Source organism: Streptomyces chumphonensis (assembly GCF_014779715.1).
Classification (GTDB): domain Bacteria; phylum Actinomycetota; class Actinomycetes; order Streptomycetales; family Streptomycetaceae; genus Streptomyces; species Streptomyces chumphonensis.
The window spans coordinates 744102-761267 of record NZ_JACXYU010000001.1; the positions used below are offsets into that span (position 1 = coordinate 744102).

Annotated in this window: 15 protein-coding genes; 7 read left to right on the plus strand and 8 right to left on the minus strand. The window is 72.6% G+C overall.

Features of this window, described 5'->3' with window-relative positions; translation table 11 throughout:
* Nucleotides 1-8: 8 nt before the first annotated feature.
* Genes IF129_RS03065 through IF129_RS03075 form a run of 3 tightly spaced genes read right to left on the minus strand, consistent with a single transcriptional unit; the run spans nucleotide 9 to nucleotide 4464 of the window.
* A complete protein-coding gene (locus IF129_RS03065) occupies nucleotides 9-827 on the minus strand; it encodes an HAD family hydrolase (protein WP_191207819.1) in 819 nt (272 codons plus the stop codon).
* Entirely contained in the window at nucleotides 824-3250 is a 2427-nt protein-coding gene (locus IF129_RS03070) for a phosphoribosyltransferase (RefSeq protein ID WP_191207820.1), read from the minus strand. The genes IF129_RS03065 and IF129_RS03070 overlap by 4 nt, the downstream gene beginning before the upstream one ends.
* Nucleotides 3250-4464 carry an HpcH/HpaI aldolase/citrate lyase family protein gene (locus tag IF129_RS03075; RefSeq protein WP_191207821.1) on the minus strand — a complete coding sequence of 405 codons (1215 nt, stop codon included), beginning with the start codon at nucleotides 4462-4464 and terminating at the stop codon, nucleotides 3250-3252. The genes IF129_RS03070 and IF129_RS03075 overlap by 1 nt, the downstream gene beginning before the upstream one ends.
* A 252-nt stretch (nucleotides 4465-4716) precedes the next feature.
* Between IF129_RS03075 and IF129_RS03080 the strand changes: the two genes are divergently transcribed.
* Nucleotides 4717-5640, plus strand: a complete 924-nt coding sequence (locus IF129_RS03080) for a TerD family protein (protein ID WP_191207822.1) — start codon at nucleotides 4717-4719, stop codon at nucleotides 5638-5640.
* Nucleotides 5641-5661: 21 nt separating this feature from the next.
* Here IF129_RS03080 and IF129_RS03085 read toward each other — a convergent pair whose 3' ends face one another.
* From IF129_RS03085 to IF129_RS03105, 5 genes are all read right to left on the minus strand, one after another.
* On the minus strand, nucleotides 5662-6420 hold the full coding sequence (locus IF129_RS03085; RefSeq protein WP_191207823.1) for a Tellurium resistance: 759 nt from the start codon (nucleotides 6418-6420) through the stop codon (nucleotides 5662-5664).
* A gap of 123 nt (nucleotides 6421-6543) precedes the next feature.
* Nucleotides 6544-7695 carry a DUF475 domain-containing protein gene (locus IF129_RS03090; protein WP_191207824.1) on the minus strand — a complete coding sequence of 384 codons (1152 nt, stop codon included), beginning with the start codon at nucleotides 7693-7695 and terminating at the stop codon, nucleotides 6544-6546.
* 158 nt (nucleotides 7696-7853) lie between these two features.
* Nucleotides 7854-8429 (minus strand): TerD family protein, encoded by a 576-nt coding sequence (locus IF129_RS03095; RefSeq protein WP_191207825.1) that lies wholly within the window; start codon nucleotides 8427-8429, stop codon nucleotides 7854-7856.
* A gap of 172 nt (nucleotides 8430-8601) precedes the next feature.
* Nucleotides 8602-9060 (minus strand): peroxiredoxin, encoded by a 459-nt coding sequence (locus IF129_RS03100; RefSeq protein ID WP_191207826.1) that lies wholly within the window; start codon nucleotides 9058-9060, stop codon nucleotides 8602-8604.
* 139 nt (nucleotides 9061-9199) lie between these two features.
* Nucleotides 9200-9640: a DUF3052 domain-containing protein gene (locus IF129_RS03105; protein WP_191207827.1), complete on the minus strand. Its 441-nt coding sequence runs from the start codon at nucleotides 9638-9640 to the stop codon at nucleotides 9200-9202.
* A 454-nt stretch (nucleotides 9641-10094) separates the two neighbouring features.
* Between IF129_RS03105 and aceE the strand changes: the two genes are divergently transcribed.
* From aceE to IF129_RS03130, 6 genes are all read left to right on the plus strand, one after another.
* Nucleotides 10095-12827 carry a pyruvate dehydrogenase (acetyl-transferring), homodimeric type gene (aceE, locus tag IF129_RS03110; RefSeq protein WP_191207828.1) on the plus strand — a complete coding sequence of 911 codons (2733 nt, stop codon included), beginning with the start codon at nucleotides 10095-10097 and terminating at the stop codon, nucleotides 12825-12827.
* 467 nt (nucleotides 12828-13294) lie between these two features.
* Nucleotides 13295-13966, plus strand: a complete 672-nt coding sequence (locus IF129_RS03115) for a TetR family transcriptional regulator (protein WP_191207829.1) — start codon at nucleotides 13295-13297, stop codon at nucleotides 13964-13966.
* 85 nt (nucleotides 13967-14051) lie between these two features.
* Nucleotides 14052-14570, plus strand: coding sequence for a hypothetical protein (locus IF129_RS26110; RefSeq protein WP_224754219.1), 519 nt, complete (start codon nucleotides 14052-14054; stop codon nucleotides 14568-14570).
* Nucleotides 14567-15310: an alpha/beta hydrolase gene (locus IF129_RS03120; protein WP_224754220.1), complete on the plus strand. Its 744-nt coding sequence runs from the start codon at nucleotides 14567-14569 to the stop codon at nucleotides 15308-15310. Before IF129_RS26110 ends, IF129_RS03120 begins: the two co-directional genes overlap by 4 nt.
* Before the next feature lie 45 nt (nucleotides 15311-15355).
* On the plus strand, nucleotides 15356-16276 hold the full coding sequence (locus tag IF129_RS03125; protein ID WP_191207830.1) for a DUF4429 domain-containing protein: 921 nt from the start codon (nucleotides 15356-15358) through the stop codon (nucleotides 16274-16276).
* A 59-nt stretch (nucleotides 16277-16335) separates the two neighbouring features.
* Nucleotides 16336-17148, plus strand: coding sequence for a serine hydrolase domain-containing protein (locus IF129_RS03130; RefSeq protein WP_191207831.1), 813 nt, complete (start codon nucleotides 16336-16338; stop codon nucleotides 17146-17148).
* Nucleotides 17149-17166: the final 18 nt, after the last annotated feature.

The following is a 17166-nucleotide window of genomic DNA, read 5'->3' on the forward strand; positions in this document are numbered from 1 at the left end:
GCTGGGTGCTACGCCCCGACGCGGCGCAGGGCCTCGTCGAGGATGCGCTCCCCCGCGCCGACCCCGACCTCCGGCAGCGCCGTGATGTGCGGGGCGGTCCAGCCGGTGTCGGCCAGTTCGCCGTGGCCGGGACGCCAGCCGGCGTCGGCGGCGAGCAGGAGGTCGGCGTCGAGGAGGGAGTCCCCGGCGGCGAGCGTTCGGCGGGCACCGGTCCGCCGGGCGACCTCGGCGACGGCGGCGCTCTTGGTGAGCGGCCGGGGCACGGCGTAGACCTTGCGGCCCTGGACGGAGACCGCCCAGCCGAGCGGCTCGGCCCAGGCCGCCAGGTCCTTGATCCAGGTCTGGGGCAGCAGGGACCGGTCCACGACGAGGTAGGCGAAGAGGTCCTCGGCGGTGCGCTCCTTCAGCAGCCAGGCCGGGTCGGACGTGCGACGCAGGTGGTCCCGGACCTCGGCGAGCGGGGCGCAGGCGTCGTCGAGGCGGGCCAGGACGGCGCGGTGCCAGTCGTGGTCGGTGCGGCCGTCGACCAGCAGGTGGCCGCCGTTGGCGCAGATGGCGAACGGCGCGGGCGGGCCCGGCAGCTGGATGCGCCGGTACTGCTCGCGGGTGCGCGTGGTGGTGGGCACCAGGACGCTGCGCGCGGCCAGCTCGGGGAGCAGCGCGGCGGCGCGTTCGGTGAGGTAGGACAGCGGCTTGCCCTGGTAGACCTCGACGCACAGCAGCCGGGGTGCCTCGGCGTCCGGCACGTCGAGGTGGAGCGCGGCGGCGGAGTAGATGAGGGTGCGGTCGAGGTCGCTGGCGACGAGCAGGGGTCCGGTGGGCGTCATCGGGCGGCCTTTCCGTCGGCGCCGGTGGCGCCCCTGGTGTAGCGCGGGTGGATGAGCCCGACGCAGGTGTAGGGCAGGTCGTCGGTCTCCTCGACGGGCACACCGCGCTGCCGGGCGAGCAGCCGGACGTGGTCGAGGTCGGCGCCCGCGCCGCGTCGGGCCAGGATGCGCCAGGGCACGCGGCGCAGGAGGACGCGGGTGGTCTCGCCGACCCCGGGCTTGACGAGGTTGACGTCGCCGATGCCGTACTCCTCGCTGATGCGTTCGACGGCCCGCCAGCCGTCCCAGGTGGGGGTGCGGTCGGCGGTGCGCAGGGCGCGGGCATCGGCGGCGGCGGCGGCCGCGACGTCGGGGAAGTGCGCGGCGACGGAGTCGAGGAAGTGCGCGGACAGGTCGCTCCCGGCGAGTTCCCGGTAGTGCTTGGCGCCGTGGAAGTCGCCGGGCCCGACGAGGTCGGCGCGCAGGACGGTGCGGGAGATCAGCCCGGACACGGTGGAGTTCAGGCAGGCGGACGGGATGAGGTAGTCCTCGCGTGTGCCGTAGGTGCGCACGCAGCCGCCCGGGTCGGCGAGGACGGCCAGGTCGGGGTCGAAGCCGGGGAAGGGGCGCAGGGCGTCGGCCAGTTCGCGCGTGATGGCGCCCTTGCCCGTCCAGCCGTCGACGAAGACGACGTCGGCCGGGTCGTGGTGGGCGGCGAGCCAGCGCAGCGCGGTGGTGTCGATGCCCCGGCCGCGCACGATGGAGACGGCGTAGTGGGGCAGGTCGAGGCCGTGGGCGTAGCGGGCCCAACGGCGCATGAGGACGCCGACGGGCGTACCGGCCCGGGCGAGGGAGACCAGGACGGGGCGCGGGCCGCGCTCGGCCAGGACGGTCTCGGTGACGGTGCCCACCGCGCGGGCGACGCGGGCGGCGGAGAGGTCGAGCGCGGTGTGGAAGAGCCGCTGGTATTCGGGGCTGGGCTGGTACTCGACGGGCAGCGACTCCGCGTAGTGGGCACCGCCGCGCTGGATGGCCTCCTCCCGCTCCTCCGTGGGGGCTTCGAGGGAGACGGCGGAGAGGTCCTGGAGGAGCCAGCCGCAGTCCTCGGCCGGGTAGGAGGAGAAGCGCGGGCCGCGCAGGGGCTGCGGGAGGGGGTCGGCCGAGGGCAGCGTCGCCCGGACGACGCGTCCGGTGCGGGTCGCGAGCCGGGCGAGGAGACCGTCGGGAGCGTGCAGGGCCGGGGTGTCGGCGGCGGCGTCGGTGATCACGACGATGGCGTCGAAGCCGGGGTCGTGGGGGTGGCCGCGCGGGGGGATGTTGTACGCGTAGCGGGGCCCGGGGCCGTCGGCGGGGGTGTCGTGGGCGGGGAAGACGATGCGGTGCCGGATGGCGTAGCCGGGATCGTCGACGGCGAGCACGGGCGAGCGGGTCGTGGTGGAGTAGCGGACCTCCGCGCCGGTGGCGCCGGTGAGGGCGTCGGCGATCCGCAGCGGCACGTACATCAGTTCCTCGGTGCCGAGCACCAGGACACGGCGCGCGTCCTTCGGCAGCGCGGCGGCGATGGGGTCGGCCAGGGCGGGCAGGGCGGCCTCCAGCCGGGCGCGGTGCTCGGGGGTGAAGCCGTGTCGGCCGCCTTCGGGGAGCCCGGCGGGCCAGGGAAGCTCCACCGGGACGATCTCGGCGGCGTCCGCCTCCGGGCCGCCGTCGGTCCGGGCGGCGGTCGCGGTGTCCGTCGCGGCGGGGTCGTCGGCCGCCTCGGCCTCGGCGATGAGGGCCGCCGCCCGCTCCAGGACGTCGGGCGGCAGCGTCAGCGTGCCGTCGGCGAGGGCCACGATGTCCACCCGCGCGCCGAGTTCGGCGGCGAACTTCTCCAGCGTCGCCGTGTCCTGCGGTGAGCGCATGTCGGTGAGGGCGACGACGACGTACCGGTCGCGCGGGTAGGCGCGGTGCAGTGCGGCGATGGTGTTGCGCACGGTGGAGCCGGTGGAGAACTCGTCGTCGACGAGGACGAGCGGCCCGGCGCCGGCCAGCAGCCGCCGGTCGGCGGGAAGCAGCAGGTGGGAGGTGTGGTGGGAGTGCTCCTCCTCGAATCCGGCGGCCCGGGCGTACCCGGGCACCGGACGGCGGGTGGAGTGCAGGTAGGGGGCGCGTCCGACGCCGTCGGCGACGCCGTGGCCCAGGCCCGTCGCCGTCTCCGCGTAGCCGAGGACGACGGCGCGCGCGGCGTCCTCCTCGCCGAGCAGTTCGCGGACGCGCCGGCCGAGCCCGAGCGCCGTGGCCAGGACGACACCGGGCAGCTGCGGGACGTGCTTGCCGAGCACCTGGGAGACCAGCAGGTGGGCCCGCTTGGGGTTGCGGCGCACGGCGAGGCCGAGCAGATCCCGGATGCCCTCACCCCTCAGCTCGACGCCGAGCCGCTCGGCCGTCCAGGTTCCCGTCCACATCACGCGTGTGTTCCGTCCTCTTCCGTGCCCCGGTGGTCGTGGTCGTGCTGGCCTGCGGCGAGGAGGTCCACGAAGTCGACGCCCTCGCGGGCGACTCCGAAGACCTCGGCCCGCAGCAGGGTGCGCTCGGCCCACGCCCGATGGGGTTTGACCTCGTTCATCTTGTTCGTGTACGCCGACCGCAGGACCCCGCCGCCGTGCCGCTCGGGCCGCAGGATGTCGGTGGCGTCGCTGAACTCCTCGTGGCTCACCACGGACAGGGCGTGCACCGGGGCCACGTGGGAGGGATGTATGCAGGTCTTGCCCTGCAGACCGTTGGCGCGGTCGAGCTGGATCTCGCGCAGGAGGCCGTCCATGTCGTGCTCGATCAGTTCGGCGCGCAACTCGTCCGCGCCCCGCCAGCGGAACGGGGAACTGCGCAACTGCGGCTTGAACATCCGCTCCGAGAAGCGGAAGTACTCCCACACCGGGCCGGTGACGGTGCAGCCGGTGCCGTCGTTGCGGCCGAGCACGTTGACGACGTCGGCGATGACGGTGGCGACCAGGCCGACGTCGTACGCCGTGATGTGCGGCGTCCTGCGCAGCCCGTAGACGGAGCAGAAGTCGGTGACGCCCAGCCGCAGGGCGAGGACGCGATCCCGGTACTTGTCGACGGAGCGCGCGATGCCGGCCAGCGTCTCGGCGCGGGTCTCCAGGTGGAGCACCTCGGGCGACTCGAGGACCGGCATGGCGAACAGGCGTCGCCCGCAGTCGCTCTCCGCACGGGCGAGGGCTTCGAGGAACGGCATGCCCCGGTCCTCGGTGAACTTCGGCAGCACATAACCGGACAACAGCCGCACCGCGTCGCCGAGCCGCGTGGTCAGCCGGGTGATCTGCCCGGCCTCCCGGACCCGCACGAACAGCAGCGGCAGGTCCGCGTCGGCGTCGTGCCCGGCCGCGTGCAGCGCGGTGAGCTGCCGCACCAGGTTGGCCTCGGCGGCCGGCACCTCGGCGTCGGCGATGGAGTCCTCCAGGCACAGGACCATGGAGACGACGCCGCGGTCGGCCATCTTCAGCACGTCCTGCGCGAGCTGCGGCCGGGTGGCGGGACTGTAGAGGGTCGCGCCGAGAGCGACGGCGAGGAGCCCGGCGGGGGACGCGGAGGTGAACTCCACCGGCTCCCGGTGGAAGAGCGCTTCCCGGACGGACGGTGCGAGGTGCCCGAAGTGGCGCATGGAACCCCCGTATCAGTGGTGCGCGCCGGGCCGTCGCGGTGGAACCCGGCCGGCTCATCGTACGTGCGCACGCCGGTCCGAAGCCCCCGCGCACATGAACGTCACCTTACCGACGGCCGACCTCCCGGCATCCGGGCCGCCGCGCCGGGCCAGGGGAGCACCGCGCCGAGGGCCCGAGCGGCAGGGCGAGCCGGGCCCGCGAGCGGCACGCCCGGCTTGCCCTGCCGGTCGGGGGCTCGGCAGGATGGCCGTATGACCCAGGTGATGGCGAAGGGCTCCAACATCGAGCTGCGGGCCACCGCGGTGCAGGCGGTGCTCCGCTGGTCCGGCGCCCCGGCCGCACCGGACATCGACGCCTCCGCACTGCTGCTGGGCGCGGACGGCAGGGTGCGTTCGGACGACGACTTCGTCTTCTACAACCAGCCACGGCACCCCTCCGGACTGGTGCGGCACCGGGCGAAGACCCGCGACGCCGAGGGCCTGTCCGACACCGTCGAGGCGGACCTGTCCTCCCTCGACCCGACGGTCGACCGCGTCATGCTCACCGCCTCGGCCGACGGCGGCACGTTCGGCGAGGTCGGGGGCGGCATGCGGCTGCTCGTGCGGGACGCGGTGAGCGGGACGACGCTCGCGTCGTTCGACTTCAGCCCGGAGACCGGCGCCGAGACGGCCATGATCTGCGGTGAGCTGTACCGGCGCGGGTCGGGCTGGAAGTTCCGCGCCCTCGGGCAGGGCTACAGCAGCGGGCTGGTGGGGCTCGCGACGGCCTTCGGCGTTTCGGTCGACGAGTCGGTCGACGGAGGGGACTCCGACGGCGACGCGACCCACGTCCCGCCGCCGCGCGCCTCCGGCGCGGGACCCGTGGGCGGGCCCGGGCCGGGCACGGTGCCGGAGCCGCCGCACGAGCCGGGGGTACCGGAGCCCGAGCCCGTCCCCCCGCCGGCTCCGGGGCCGCCCCCGCCCGCGCCGGGGCCCGTGCCGGAGCCCGAGCCGCCGGGGCCGGGGCCCGTACCGCAGCCGCCGCCCGCGCCGCCGGAACCACCGGCCTACCCGCCGGTTCCGGCCCAGCACCCGCTGGCCGGGCCGCAGCCTGCCTACGGATACCCGCAGCCGGTGGGCGGGCCGGCGTTCACCCTGCCGCCGCAGGGCCCGCAGTTCGCGTCCCCCCAAGGCTGACGGGCCGGGGCCCGGGCGTCGTCAGCGCCGGGAGGGGGACTTGTAGCCCCGGCCCCAGGCCATGCCCCAGCCGTAGAGCCGGTCCAGGTCGGCCTGGAACCCGTAGACGTACCGCACCTCGCGTCGGGCGATGAGATTGCCGTTCTTGTCGTGCTCGATCATGAGCACCGCGCAGGAACGTGCCTCGGGTGCCCGTTCGTCGAGCCCCACCTCCACCTGCGGTCCGCCGCTGGGGACCAGCGTCACGATGGCGTGCGTGCGGTCGAACGCGGGGGTGCCGTCGTAGATGTAGACGAAGAACAGCAGCCGCTTGATCTCGTCGGCGTGGTCGAGGTTGACGTAGATCGTCTCCCCGGAACCACTGCCGAACCGGTCGTCGCCGCTGAGTTTCACGTAGGGCGGATCGTGCATGTCGCCCACCAGGCCGCCGAGCGGCTGCACGACGCCCTTCGAGCCGTCCTTCAGCTCGTACATGCAGGCCAGGTCCAGGTCGACGTTCACCATGCCCTGCGTGTGGGCGTTCACCGGTTCGGGCTTGAGCATCTCCAGCGGGTTGCGCAGGGAGACGCGGCGACGCGGCCGGTCGTGGAGATCCGACGGGCGCATGCGCCAGGAGAGGTTGACGCGCAACGTGCCGGTGTGGGCGCCCTGCTGGGTGAGCGACACCTGCGGGTACCGCTTGGTCAGCTCCACCGCGTAGCTCGACGGGCCGCCCACCGTGTCGAACTTCGGCCCGCGATTCCTGGTACCGCTGCGCCAGTGCTCCCACAGAGAGACCACGTCCTGCCCCCATTCCCCGGTCCGCTCGGACAAACCCCGCGGGGCGGCCGTCCGGCACGGACGGCCGCCCCGCTCACAGGCTTCCGCAATCGGGGCGTCGCGACACCCCGATTCGCCCGTTGTTCATACTCCGGAGGTGACGCGCTTCTCCTCGGAGGGACTTCCCCCCTCACCCCCGTCGCCGTCCCCGCGGTGGAGCCGGTTGTAGCGCAGCGAGGACCAGAACGCGAGACCGATGAGGGTGACCCCGAGCAGCCCCGTGATCACCTCGTGAATCTCGAAGCGGATGGTGACGAGAAGGATCGCCGCCAGCGCACCGATCGCGTAATGGGCACCGTGCTCCAGGTACACGTAGTCGTCCAGCGTGCCCTGGCGCACCAGGTAGACGGTGATCGACCGGACGTACATCGCCCCGATGCCCAGACCGAGCGCCATCCAGAAGATGTGGTTGGTGATCGCGAACGCGCCGATGACGCCGTCGAAGGAGAACGAGGCGTCCAGCACCTCCAGGTAGAGGAAGAGGAAGAAGGCCGCCTTGCCGCCGACCCCGAGGGCCGTGACCTGCTGACCCGACCGGGCCGCCGCCTCCTCGGCGACGTGCTCGCGCTCCTCTTCCTCCTCCAGCTTGTTCTCGAAGAAGCCGGAGAGCCCTCCGACCACCAGGTAGGTGATCAGACCCGCCACACCCGACAGCAGCACCGTCGTGGTCTTGTCGGCGTGCCCGGCGTACTGGTGGGCGTGCGGGGCCAGGGCCATCGCGGAGACCAGCAGCGTGATGAGGGCGATGCAGACCGACAGGGCGTTGACGCCGCTCAGCTTGGCGAGCGGGCGCTCCAGCCACGGCAGCCACTTGTGCTCGCGGTCCTCGAACATGAAGTTGAGGAAGATCATCAGCAGGAACATGCCGCCGAACGCCGCGATCGAGGGGTGGGCGTCGGTGACCATCTGCTCGTAGGTCTTGGGCTCGCTCATCGCCAGGTCGACGGCCTCGATCGGCCCGACCCCCGCCGTGACGGCCACGATCGCCACCGGGAAGACCAGCCGCATGCCGAACACGGCGATGAGAATGCCGATCGTGAGGAAGATCTTCTGCCAGAAGGCGTTCATCTTCTTCAGCACACCCGCGTTGACCACGGCGTTGTCGAAGGAGAGCGAGATCTCGAGGATCGAGAGGATCGCCACCACGGCGAAGCCCTCCCAGCCCCAGAAGAACGCCGCGAAGGCCAGGCCCGCGGCTGTCACGCCGAAGGACCATCCGAAGGTTCTGAGGACCACTTGCTCACCCAATCTGTCGCACGGAGCTCCCCCGCGCCGCCCGCGCGGGCCGGCCCACAGCCCGCGGCGCGGACCACGCGACGTTCACGCCGAAGTGTAGGGCGGGCGCCGCGCGGCGCGGTGCCCGCCCGTGACCGGGCACGGAAGCCCGACGGTGCTCAGACGTTGACGCCGAAGTCCTGCGCGATGCCCCGCAGCCCGGAGGCGTAGCCCTGGCCGATGGCACGGAACTTCCACTCGCCCGCGTGCCGGTAGAGCTCGCCGAATACCATCGCCGTCTCCGTCGAAGCGTCCTCGGTGAGGTCGTAGCGGGCGAGCTCCCGGCCGTCAGCCTGGTTCACGACCCGGATGTAGGCGTTGCGCACCTGGCCGAAGCTCTGCTGGCGGGTCTCCGCCTCGTAGATGGAGACGGGGAAGACGATCTTCTCGACGTCCGCCGGGACACCGGCCAGATTGACCTTGATCGCCTCGTCGTCGCCGTCGCCCTCACCGGTGGTGTTGTCACCGGTGTGCTCCACCGAGCCGTCGGGGCTCCTGAGGTTGTTGAAGAAGACGAAGTGCTGGTCGCTGAGGACCTTGCCCTGGCCGCTCGCCAGCAGGGCGCTGGCGTCCAGGTCGAAGTCGGCGCCGGTCGTGGTGCGGGCGTCCCAGCCCAGGCCCACCAGGACCGCCGTCAGGTTCGGGGCTTCCTTGGTCAGCGAGACGTTGCCGCCCTTGCTGAGGCTGACTCCCACAGGTCCTCCAGGTGTGTGGCGCCGGGAGCAGCGCGCTCCCGGCCGTGATCGGTGTGGTCGGAAGGGTGCCGTCTGGAACAACGCCGCGGCCCCCGCCACCGGTTCCCCCGTCACGTCGCGTACGCGGGCGTGACACGGGGTCGGCGGCGGGGCGGGCACCGTCAGGCAGGCGTCACAGCGCTTCGAGGGCGCGGACGTATTCCTGCAGGTCACGAGCGTCGGGCAGACCGTTGACCACGGTCCAGCGGACGACGCCCTCCTTGTCGATGATGAAGGTCCCGCGCACCGCGCAGCCCTTCTCCTCGTCGAAGACGTCGTACGCGCGGGACACCTGGCCGTGCGGCCAGAAGTCCGACAGCAGCGGGTAACCGAGCTGCTCCTGCTCGGAGAAGACGCGCAGGGCGAAGGGGGAGTCGTTCGAGACGGCCAGCAACTGGACGTCGTCGTTGACGAACTGCGGGAGCTGGTCGCGCAGGGCGCACAGCTCGCCCGTGCAGACGCCGGTGAACGCGAACGGGTAGAACATCAGGACGACGTTCTTGCGGCCCCGGAAGTCGGCGAGGCCGACCGCCTCGCCGTGCTGGTTCTTGAGCTGGAAGTCCGGAGCCTTGGTGCCGACCACGATGGGCATGGGGTGCGATCCTCCGATGGGAGACGACGAAACGACGTTGGACGTGCCTCGCCACACCCTAATGCTCCGTGCACCGCAGGCCCCGGCCCCGGCCGGTACGCGTCCGTCCGGGGCGGGGGAAACGTGCCGGCGGTCGGGCTCAGCCCTTGGCCGCGCGGCTCGTCTTCGGGGTGACCAGCCGGCTGCCGGTCCAGTCCCTGCCGATGTTCATGGGCTTGGTCTGCTGCAGCCCGGCGGTCTGCGCCGCCTCGCCGATGTCGCTCGCCTCGACGTAGCCGTCCCGGCCCGTCTTGGGCGTCATCAGCCAGATCGGGGCCCCGTCGTCGACCAGCGAGATGGCGTCCACCAGCGCGTCCGTCAGGTCGCCGTCGTCCTCGCGGAACCACAGCACCACGGCGTCGGCCAGGTCGTCGTACTCCTCGTCGACCAGCTCGGTGCCCGTGATGGCCTCGATGCCCTCGCGAAGTGCCTGCTCGGTGTCCTCGTCGTTGCCGAGCTCCTGGACCACCTGTCCGGGCTGGAAACCCAGCCTTGCGGCGGGGTTGGTCCGCTCCTCCGCGTGGTCCGCGGTCGCGCTCACGGATTGCCTCCTGTCATGGTTCGAACGTAGTGGGACCCTCGCGTGTACGCGAGGTACTTGGCCGTAGTCCACACGTGCCGGGCGGATCGCGCAAGTACCCGGCCCTCCGAACTGCCCAAACGGTGACGTGTCCCCGCACAGTACGCATGCGCGGCGCGGCGCTCGGTGGCGGCCCGCGCACCGCGGGTGGGGGCGGCGCCCGCGCGCCGAGCGGCCGGGTGGGCCCGGCGGGCCACGATTGTCGCCCTACCCGCCCAAAAGCGCGACAGGACCGGGGTGGGCGTAAGGTTGCGATTTGGCCGACCGCTGCGGCCGGCCCCGCGCTCGCCGTCCTCGCGGACGTCTCGGGGAGCGCCTGGGTTACCTCTGGGTAGAGGTGACGCGGGCGGCCCTGCGGTGGACGATGGAGTCGGCGCGACACCAGCAGTGCACTACCGAGCAGCGAAGGAACAGCGTGGCTTCCGCATCCGATCGCAACCCGATCATCATTGGCGGCCTTCCCAGCCAGGTCCCGGATTTCGATCCCGAGGAGACCCAGGAATGGCTCGACTCGCTCGACGCGGCCGTCGACGAACGAGGCAGGGAACGTGCCCGCTATCTGATGCTCCGCCTCATCGAGCGCGCCCGCGCCAAGCGGGTGGCCGTGCCGGAGATGCGCAGCACGGACTACGTCAACACCATCGCCACCAAGGACGAGCCGTTCTTCCCCGGCAACGAGGAGATCGAGCGCAAGGTACTGAACGCCACGCGCTGGAACGCGGCCGTCATGGTCTCGCGCGCCCAGCGGCCCGGGATCGGGGTGGGCGGCCACATCGCCACGTTCGCCTCCTCGGCCTCCCTCTACGACGTGGGCTTCAACCACTTCTTCCGGGGCAAGGACGAGGGTGACGGCGGCGACCAGGTCTTCTTCCAGGGCCACGCCTCGCCGGGCATCTACGCCCGCGCCTACCTGCTGGACCGGCTCACCGAGGAGCAGCTCGACGGCTTCCGGCAGGAGAAGTCGGCCTACCCGAACGGTCTCTCCAGCTATCCGCACCCGCGCTCCATGCCGGACTTCTGGGAGTTCCCGACGGTCTCCATGGGGCTTGGCCCGATCGGGGCGATCTACCAGGCGCGGATGAACCGCTACATGGAGGCGCGTGGCATCGCCGACACCTCGCGCTCGCACGTCTACGCCTTCCTCGGCGACGGCGAGATGGACGAGCCGGAGTCGCTCGGTCAGCTCTCGCTGGCCGCCCGGGAGGGCCTGGACAACCTGACGTTCGTCGTCAACTGCAACCTCCAGCGGCTCGACGGCCCGGTGCGCGGCAACGGGAAGATCATCCAGGAGCTGGAGTCGCAGTTCCGGGGGGCGGGCTGGAACGTCATCAAGCTGATCTGGGACCGCTCCTGGGACCCGCTGCTGGCACAGGACCGCGACGGCGTCCTGGTCAACCGCCTGAACACGACGCCGGACGGGCAGTTCCAGACGTACGCCACCGAGACCGGCGCCTACATCCGCGACCACTTCTTCGGTGACGACCACCGGCTGCGGGCCATGGTCGAGGACATGTCCGACGACCAGCTCCTCCACCTGGGGCGTGGCGGCCACGACCACCGGAAGGTGTACGCGGCCTACAAGGCGGCCCGCGAGCACAAGGGCCAGCCGACGGTCATCCTGGCGCAGACCATCAAGGGGTGGACGCTGGGGCCCAACTTCGAGGGCCGCAACGCCACGCACCAGATGAAGAAGCTCACCGTCGACGACCTCAAGCGCTTCCGCGACCGGCTGCACATCCCGATCTCCGACCAGCAGCTGGAGTCCGGCCTCCCGCCGTACTACCACCCGGGCCGCGAGTCCGAGGAGATCCAGTACATGCACGACCGGCGCCGGGGCCTGGGCGGCTACGTGCCCACCCGGGTCGTGCGCGCGGAGCCGCTGCCGCAGCCGGGGGACGAGGCGTACGCGGCGCTCCGGAAGGGCTCCGGCAACCAGCAGGTCGCCACCACGATGGCGTTCGTCCGGCTGCTGCGGGACCTGATGAAGGACAAGGAGATCGGCAAGCGCTTCGTGCCGATCGCCCCGGACGAGTACCGCACCTTCGGCATGGACTCGCTGTTCCCGACGGCCAAGATCTACAACCCGCTGGGCCAGGTCTACGAGTCGGTGGACCGGGAGCTGCTGCTCTCGTACAAGGAGTCCCCCACCGGGCAGATGCTGCACGACGGCATCTCGGAAGCGGGCTGCGCGTCCTCGCTCATCGCCGCCGGTTCCGCCTACGCGACGCACAGCGAGCACCTGATCCCGGTCTACGTCTTCTACTCGATGTTCGGCTTCCAGCGCACCGGCGACCAGTTCTGGCAGATGGCGGACCAGCTGGCGCGCGGCTTCGTGCTGGGCGCCACGGCCGGACGCACCACGCTCACCGGTGAGGGGCTCCAGCATGCCGACGGCCACTCGCAGCTCCTCGCCTCCACGAATCCGGCGTGCGTGTCCTACGACCCCGCGTTCGGTTTCGAGATCGCGCACATCGTCAAGGACGGTCTGCGGCGGATGTACGGGGAGAACGCCGAGGACGTCTTCTACTACCTGACCGTCTACAACGAGCCGATCCGGCAGCCCGCCGAGCCGGAGGGCGTCGACGTCGAGGGCATCCTGCGCGGGCTGCACCGCTACCGGGCCGGCGAGCGGGGGCAGCAGCGGGCCCAGATCCTCGCCTCCGGCGTGGCGATGGGCTGGGCGCTGGAGGCGCAGCAGATCCTCGCGGACGACTGGGGCGTGCGCGCCGACGTGTGGTCGGCGACCTCCTGGAACGAACTGCGCCGGGAAGCGGTGGCCACGGAGGAGCACAACCTGCTCCACCCCGAGGAGGAGCAGCGCGTGCCCTACGTGACGCGCACACTGCGCGAGACCGAGGGCCCCGTGGTGGCCGTCTCGGACTGGATGCGCGCGGTGCCCGACCAGATCGCGCGCTGGGTGCCGGGCACCTACCAGTCCCTCGGGGCGGACGGCTTCGGCTTCGCCGACACCCGGGGAGCGGCCCGCCGCTTCTTCCACATCGACGCCCAGTCGATCGTGCTGGCGGTCCTGACCGAGCTGACCCGCGAGGGACAGGTGGACCGCTCCGCGCTCAAGCAGGCGATCGACCGCTACCAGCTGCTCGACGTACGCGCGGCCGACCCCGGCCCCGCAGGGGGTGACGCGTAGGTCCGGCCGAGGGACCGCGGGCCGACCCACTCCGACCGAACGGCCCCCGCGCCGCTGCCCACCGGGCACGGCGCGGGGGCCGTTCGCGTGCCCGGCCCGCTCCGGCTCCCGCGTGAAGCAGGGGGCGGGCGCGGGCGTGGTGGTGATGTGCATGATCTTCTCCGTTCCGCCGGTGGTCCGGCGCGGCCGGGCATCGCGAGATGGTGACCCGTGACGTCACGACCGTCACGGACTGTGACCAGCTTGGCCGGGCGGGGTCGGCCTGCCAAGAGCGGACCGACCGAATCACCGTCCGGGGTGGCGCAGTTGTCCACAACCGGCGAGTACTCCACAGGCGACGGGACGCGGGACCGCATCGCACGGGGTGTTGTGTCAGCCCGTGCCAGTTTGGTGACATTGCGCTGAGGCAGCGACTGCCAGAAGGCTCGCGGGTACCCTGAGCAGCTCGAACACACTGGAGGTGGACCGTGGCCGGACTGCGCGAACGCAAGAAGCAGCGCACCCGGGACGCACTGGTGCGCGCGGCGAACGAGCTGTTCGTGTCACGGGGGTACGAGCGGACGACGGTCGACGACATCGCCGCCGTCGCGGACGTCTCGCAGCGCACCTTCTTCCGCTACTTCGCGGGCAAGGAGGAGGTCGCCTTCGCCATCGACGTGATGATCCAGGAACGGTACGTCGAGAGCCTGAAGGCCCGCCCGCCGCACGAACGTCCCATCACCGCGCTCCGCAACGCCGTCGAGGACAGCTGGAACAGCATCGGCGAGGCCGTCGCCAGGATCGTCCCCCTCGACCTGCACATGCGGATGTGGCACCTGATCGAGACCACGCCCGCGCTCACGGCCGTCCAGATGCGCAACGCGATGGACATGGAGCACCGGCTGGCCCTGATCATCGCCGAGCGGGAGGGGCTGGACGTGCGCGCCGACCCCCGGCCGCAGGTCCTGGTCGCCTCCTTCTCCGCCACCATGCGCACGGCCATGCAGAGTTGGGGTCAGGGCCAGGACCTGACCGTACAGGGGGCTCGCGAGGGGGCCCGGGGCTACCTGGAGGCGCTGTCGCCGGCCCTCTTCGACGCCTGGCGTCCGGCCGCGGAGGAGGCACCGCCCCGGCAGCGCTGCGTGCGGCGCTGGACCTGAACCCGCCGTCCGACCGGAGGCGGAATGTGACGGACGTCACCAGCACACCTGATCGCGTGGTGGCGTCCTCCCCAGTGTGGCTCCTGTGACGTCGTCCTCCTCCCACCCCTCCCCGCCCGGCTCCTCCCACCCCTCCCCGCGCAGCTTCTCCCACCCCTCCCCGCCCGGCTACTCCCCCCTCCGTCCCCGCCCGCACGGGCCCCTGACGTTCCCCCTCCCCCGCTTCCTCAAGGCGGTGGCGGTGGTCTTCGCGCTGCTGGCCACGACCGGCTGGACCGCCCGGCAGAGCCACGACGTCCCACCGAACGCGTGGGTGGCGGCGCTCGCCGCCTGGGAGGAGGACACGTTCGCCGGACGTGAGCTGCCGGACGCGGGGGCGCGGCCGGACCGGGTCGCCGCGTTCTTCGCCTCGCTCTCCCCAGGGGAACGGCACCGGCTGGCCGACCGGCACCCCCTCGTGGTGGGCAACCTGGGCGGCGCCCCGGTGACGCTGCGGTACCGGGCCAACCGCACGGCGCTGGGCGAGGCCGTGCGGCGGGAGCGGGACGCCGCGTCGATCCCCGGTTCAGCGAAGCGGGACGGCACCTGGCGGGACGCCGCATGAACCGCTTCCTCTCCCTGCGCGAGGAGGGCCGGCACATCCTGGCGTTCGACCCCACCGGGCTCGGACGTGCGGCCGAGGTCTTCGGGGACCTGGAGAGCGCGGAGCGGATCTCGGTCGTCGTGCCCGGGGCTGACGTCGACCTGCTGACGTTCGAGCGCACCCGCATGAAGTACGCGGCGCCCTCCGGCATGGCCGAGGCGCTCCACGCCCAGCAGGGGCGCTCCGCTCCCGCCGTGCGGAGCGCCACGATCGCCTGGGCCGACTACACGGCGCCGCGAGGGGTCAGCGTGGACACCGCCACCGGGGAGCTGGCCCGGGCGGGCGCCGACCGGCTCCGCGACCTGCTGGCCGCGCTCCCCGGTGAGGGCGGGATCGCACTCATGTGCCACAGCTACGGCTCGGTGGTGTGCGGACTGGCCGCAGGCAACCTGCCCGAGCGGGTCACGGACATCGCGGTCGCGGCCAGCCCCGGGGTCCGCGCGGGGTCGGCGCGGGACCTGGGGGAGGACGTGCGGGTGTGGGCGATGCGGACGCCGGACGACTGGATCGGCGACGTCCCGCACCTGCGGGTGGCGGGCATCGGTCACGGCGCGGATCCGATGTCCGAGTCCTTCGGAGCCCGCCGCCTCAGCACGGGCGGGGCCACCGGCCACACCGACTACTTCGTGCCGGGCACCCGCAGCCTGGAGAACCTCGCGGCGGTGGGAACCGGGGCCTACCATTCCGCTGAACTGCGCTGACGCGGGGTGCGGCACGGGGGGACGTGCGGGCTCCCGGCGCATACGATGGGCCGCATGGGTGATGTGCTGGCCGGAATCCACTCCGCCTGGGAGTTCGACACCGACTCCGTGCTCATCCGCTTCGAACGGGGGATCCGCACGCCGAAGCTGTTCCAGGTCCTCCGGGAGCGGCGCGTTCCGTACGAGGCGCTGGCCCGCGTGGAGCTGGCGCCGGGGGTACGACGTGGCACGGTGGCGCTGCGCGCGGTACTGCGCCGGGGGGCCGATCCGCTGCTGGACGCCGCGGCGGGGCAGCTGAAGACGGGCTGCGATCCGTACCGGTTGGTGCTCCCGGCCGACCGGGAGACGCTCGCCGACTTCTACGCGACCGAGCTGCGCGGCGTCCTCGGCGCGGACGCGGAGCTCCCGGCCGGGAGGTTCCTGGTGCGGGCCCCGGAGCCGCCCCTCCAGTTCAAGGCGTACGACGGCAAGGCCGCGTTCGACGGCGGCACCGTCTCGTTCCGCTGGTTCTGGACGGGTGCCTCGTCCGCGAAGTGGAAGGCCGGCGACCAGTTCTTCGACGTCGCGGACCTGGAGGACGTCGAGTGGCGCACCCCGGAGGTGCTCGGCGGCCATCTGCGGCTGATCCGGCGGCCCGCGGAGGGCCGGGAGTCCCGGCCCGGGGAGCCGGATCAGGACCCGGCCGCCGTCGTCTTCGGGCTGGGGTACGGGCTCGTGCACGAGTCACTGCCGCTGGCGGCGGCCGTGCTGGCGGCGATCCGGGCGGACCGGGCGACGGCGCGGAACGCCGACGCGCCGGTGGGTGGCGGCGCGGGCGGGCCGTCGCCCCGGGCGCCGGGCGCGCTGCGGGCCGATCCGGCCGACATCGCCGAGCGCATCCGGCACCTCGGCGGGCTGCACGAGGCCGGGCTGCTGACGGACGAGGAGTTCTCCGTGAAGAAGGCGGACCTGCTCGCCGAGCTGTGAGCGTCCCCGCTCCCTCCCGTCCGGCTCCGGGCGGCACCCCGTCCCGTACGCTCGGGGCCATGGACAGTCTGCGGATGATCGACAACTGGCCGGTGACGACGGCGGCGGCCTCGGTGGTCCGGGCCGACGGCACCCTGGCGGGCCGGCACGGCCCGGACGGCCACCGGTTCGCCCTGGCCTCCGTGACGAAGCCGCTGACCGCCTACGCCGCGCTCGTGGCCGTCGAGGAGGGGGCGGTGGAGCTGGACGAGCCGGCCGGACCCGAGGGTTCGACGGTGCGGCACCTGCTGGCGCACACCTCGGGGCTGGCGTTCGACGAGCACCGGGTCATGGCCGGGCCCGGCGAGCGCAGGCTGTACTCCAACACGGGGTTCGAAGTCCTCGGCGACCACATCGAGAAGGCGGCGGACATCCCGTTCGCCGAGTACCTGCGCCAGGCGGTCCTGGAGCCGCTGGGCATGACGGCGACCGAGCTGAACGGGACTCCGGCGGCGGCTGCCGTCTCCACCCCGGCGGACCTGACGCTGTTCGCGGCCGAGCTGCTGGCCCCCACGCTCGTCGCCCGGCAGACGCTCGACGCGGCGACGACGGTGGCGTTCCCGGGCCTGCGCGGGGTACTGCCCGGATACGGCAACCAGTCGCCGAACGACTGGGGGCTGGGATTCGAGATCCGGGGGGAGAAGTCCCCGCACTGGACGGGCACCTCCTCCTCCCCCGCCACCTTCGGGCACTTCGGCCAGGCAGGAACGTTCCTGTGGGTGGATCCCGTGGCGGGAGCCGCCTGTGTGGCCCTGGCCGACCGCCAGTTCGGCGAGTGGGCGGTGGAGGCGTGGCCGCCCTTCACCGACGCGGTCCTGGCCGAGCTGGCCTGACGGACACAGCCCCGGCCG

What these genes read in the sequence shown, in the direction of transcription:
- IF129_RS03120 (WP_224754220.1), top strand. Translation starts at nt 14,567, where the DNA reads ATGAACCGCTTCCTCTCCCTGCGCGAGGAGGGCCGGCACATCCTGGCG.
- IF129_RS03065 (WP_191207819.1), bottom strand. Translation starts at nt 827, where the DNA reads ATGACGCCCACCGGACCCCTGCTCGTCGCCAGCGACCTCGACCGCACC.
- IF129_RS03100 (WP_191207826.1), bottom strand. Translation starts at nt 9,060, where the DNA reads ATGCCCATCGTGGTCGGCACCAAGGCTCCGGACTTCCAGCTCAAGAAC.
- IF129_RS03080 (WP_191207822.1), top strand. Translation starts at nt 4,717, where the DNA reads ATGACCCAGGTGATGGCGAAGGGCTCCAACATCGAGCTGCGGGCCACC.
- IF129_RS03070 (WP_191207820.1), bottom strand. Translation starts at nt 3,250, where the DNA reads ATGTGGACGGGAACCTGGACGGCCGAGCGGCTCGGCGTCGAGCTGAGG.
- IF129_RS03075 (WP_191207821.1), bottom strand. Translation starts at nt 4,464, where the DNA reads ATGCGCCACTTCGGGCACCTCGCACCGTCCGTCCGGGAAGCGCTCTTC.
- IF129_RS03125 (WP_191207830.1), top strand. Translation starts at nt 15,356, where the DNA reads ATGGGCCGCATGGGTGATGTGCTGGCCGGAATCCACTCCGCCTGGGAG.
- IF129_RS03130 (WP_191207831.1), top strand. Translation starts at nt 16,336, where the DNA reads ATGGACAGTCTGCGGATGATCGACAACTGGCCGGTGACGACGGCGGCG.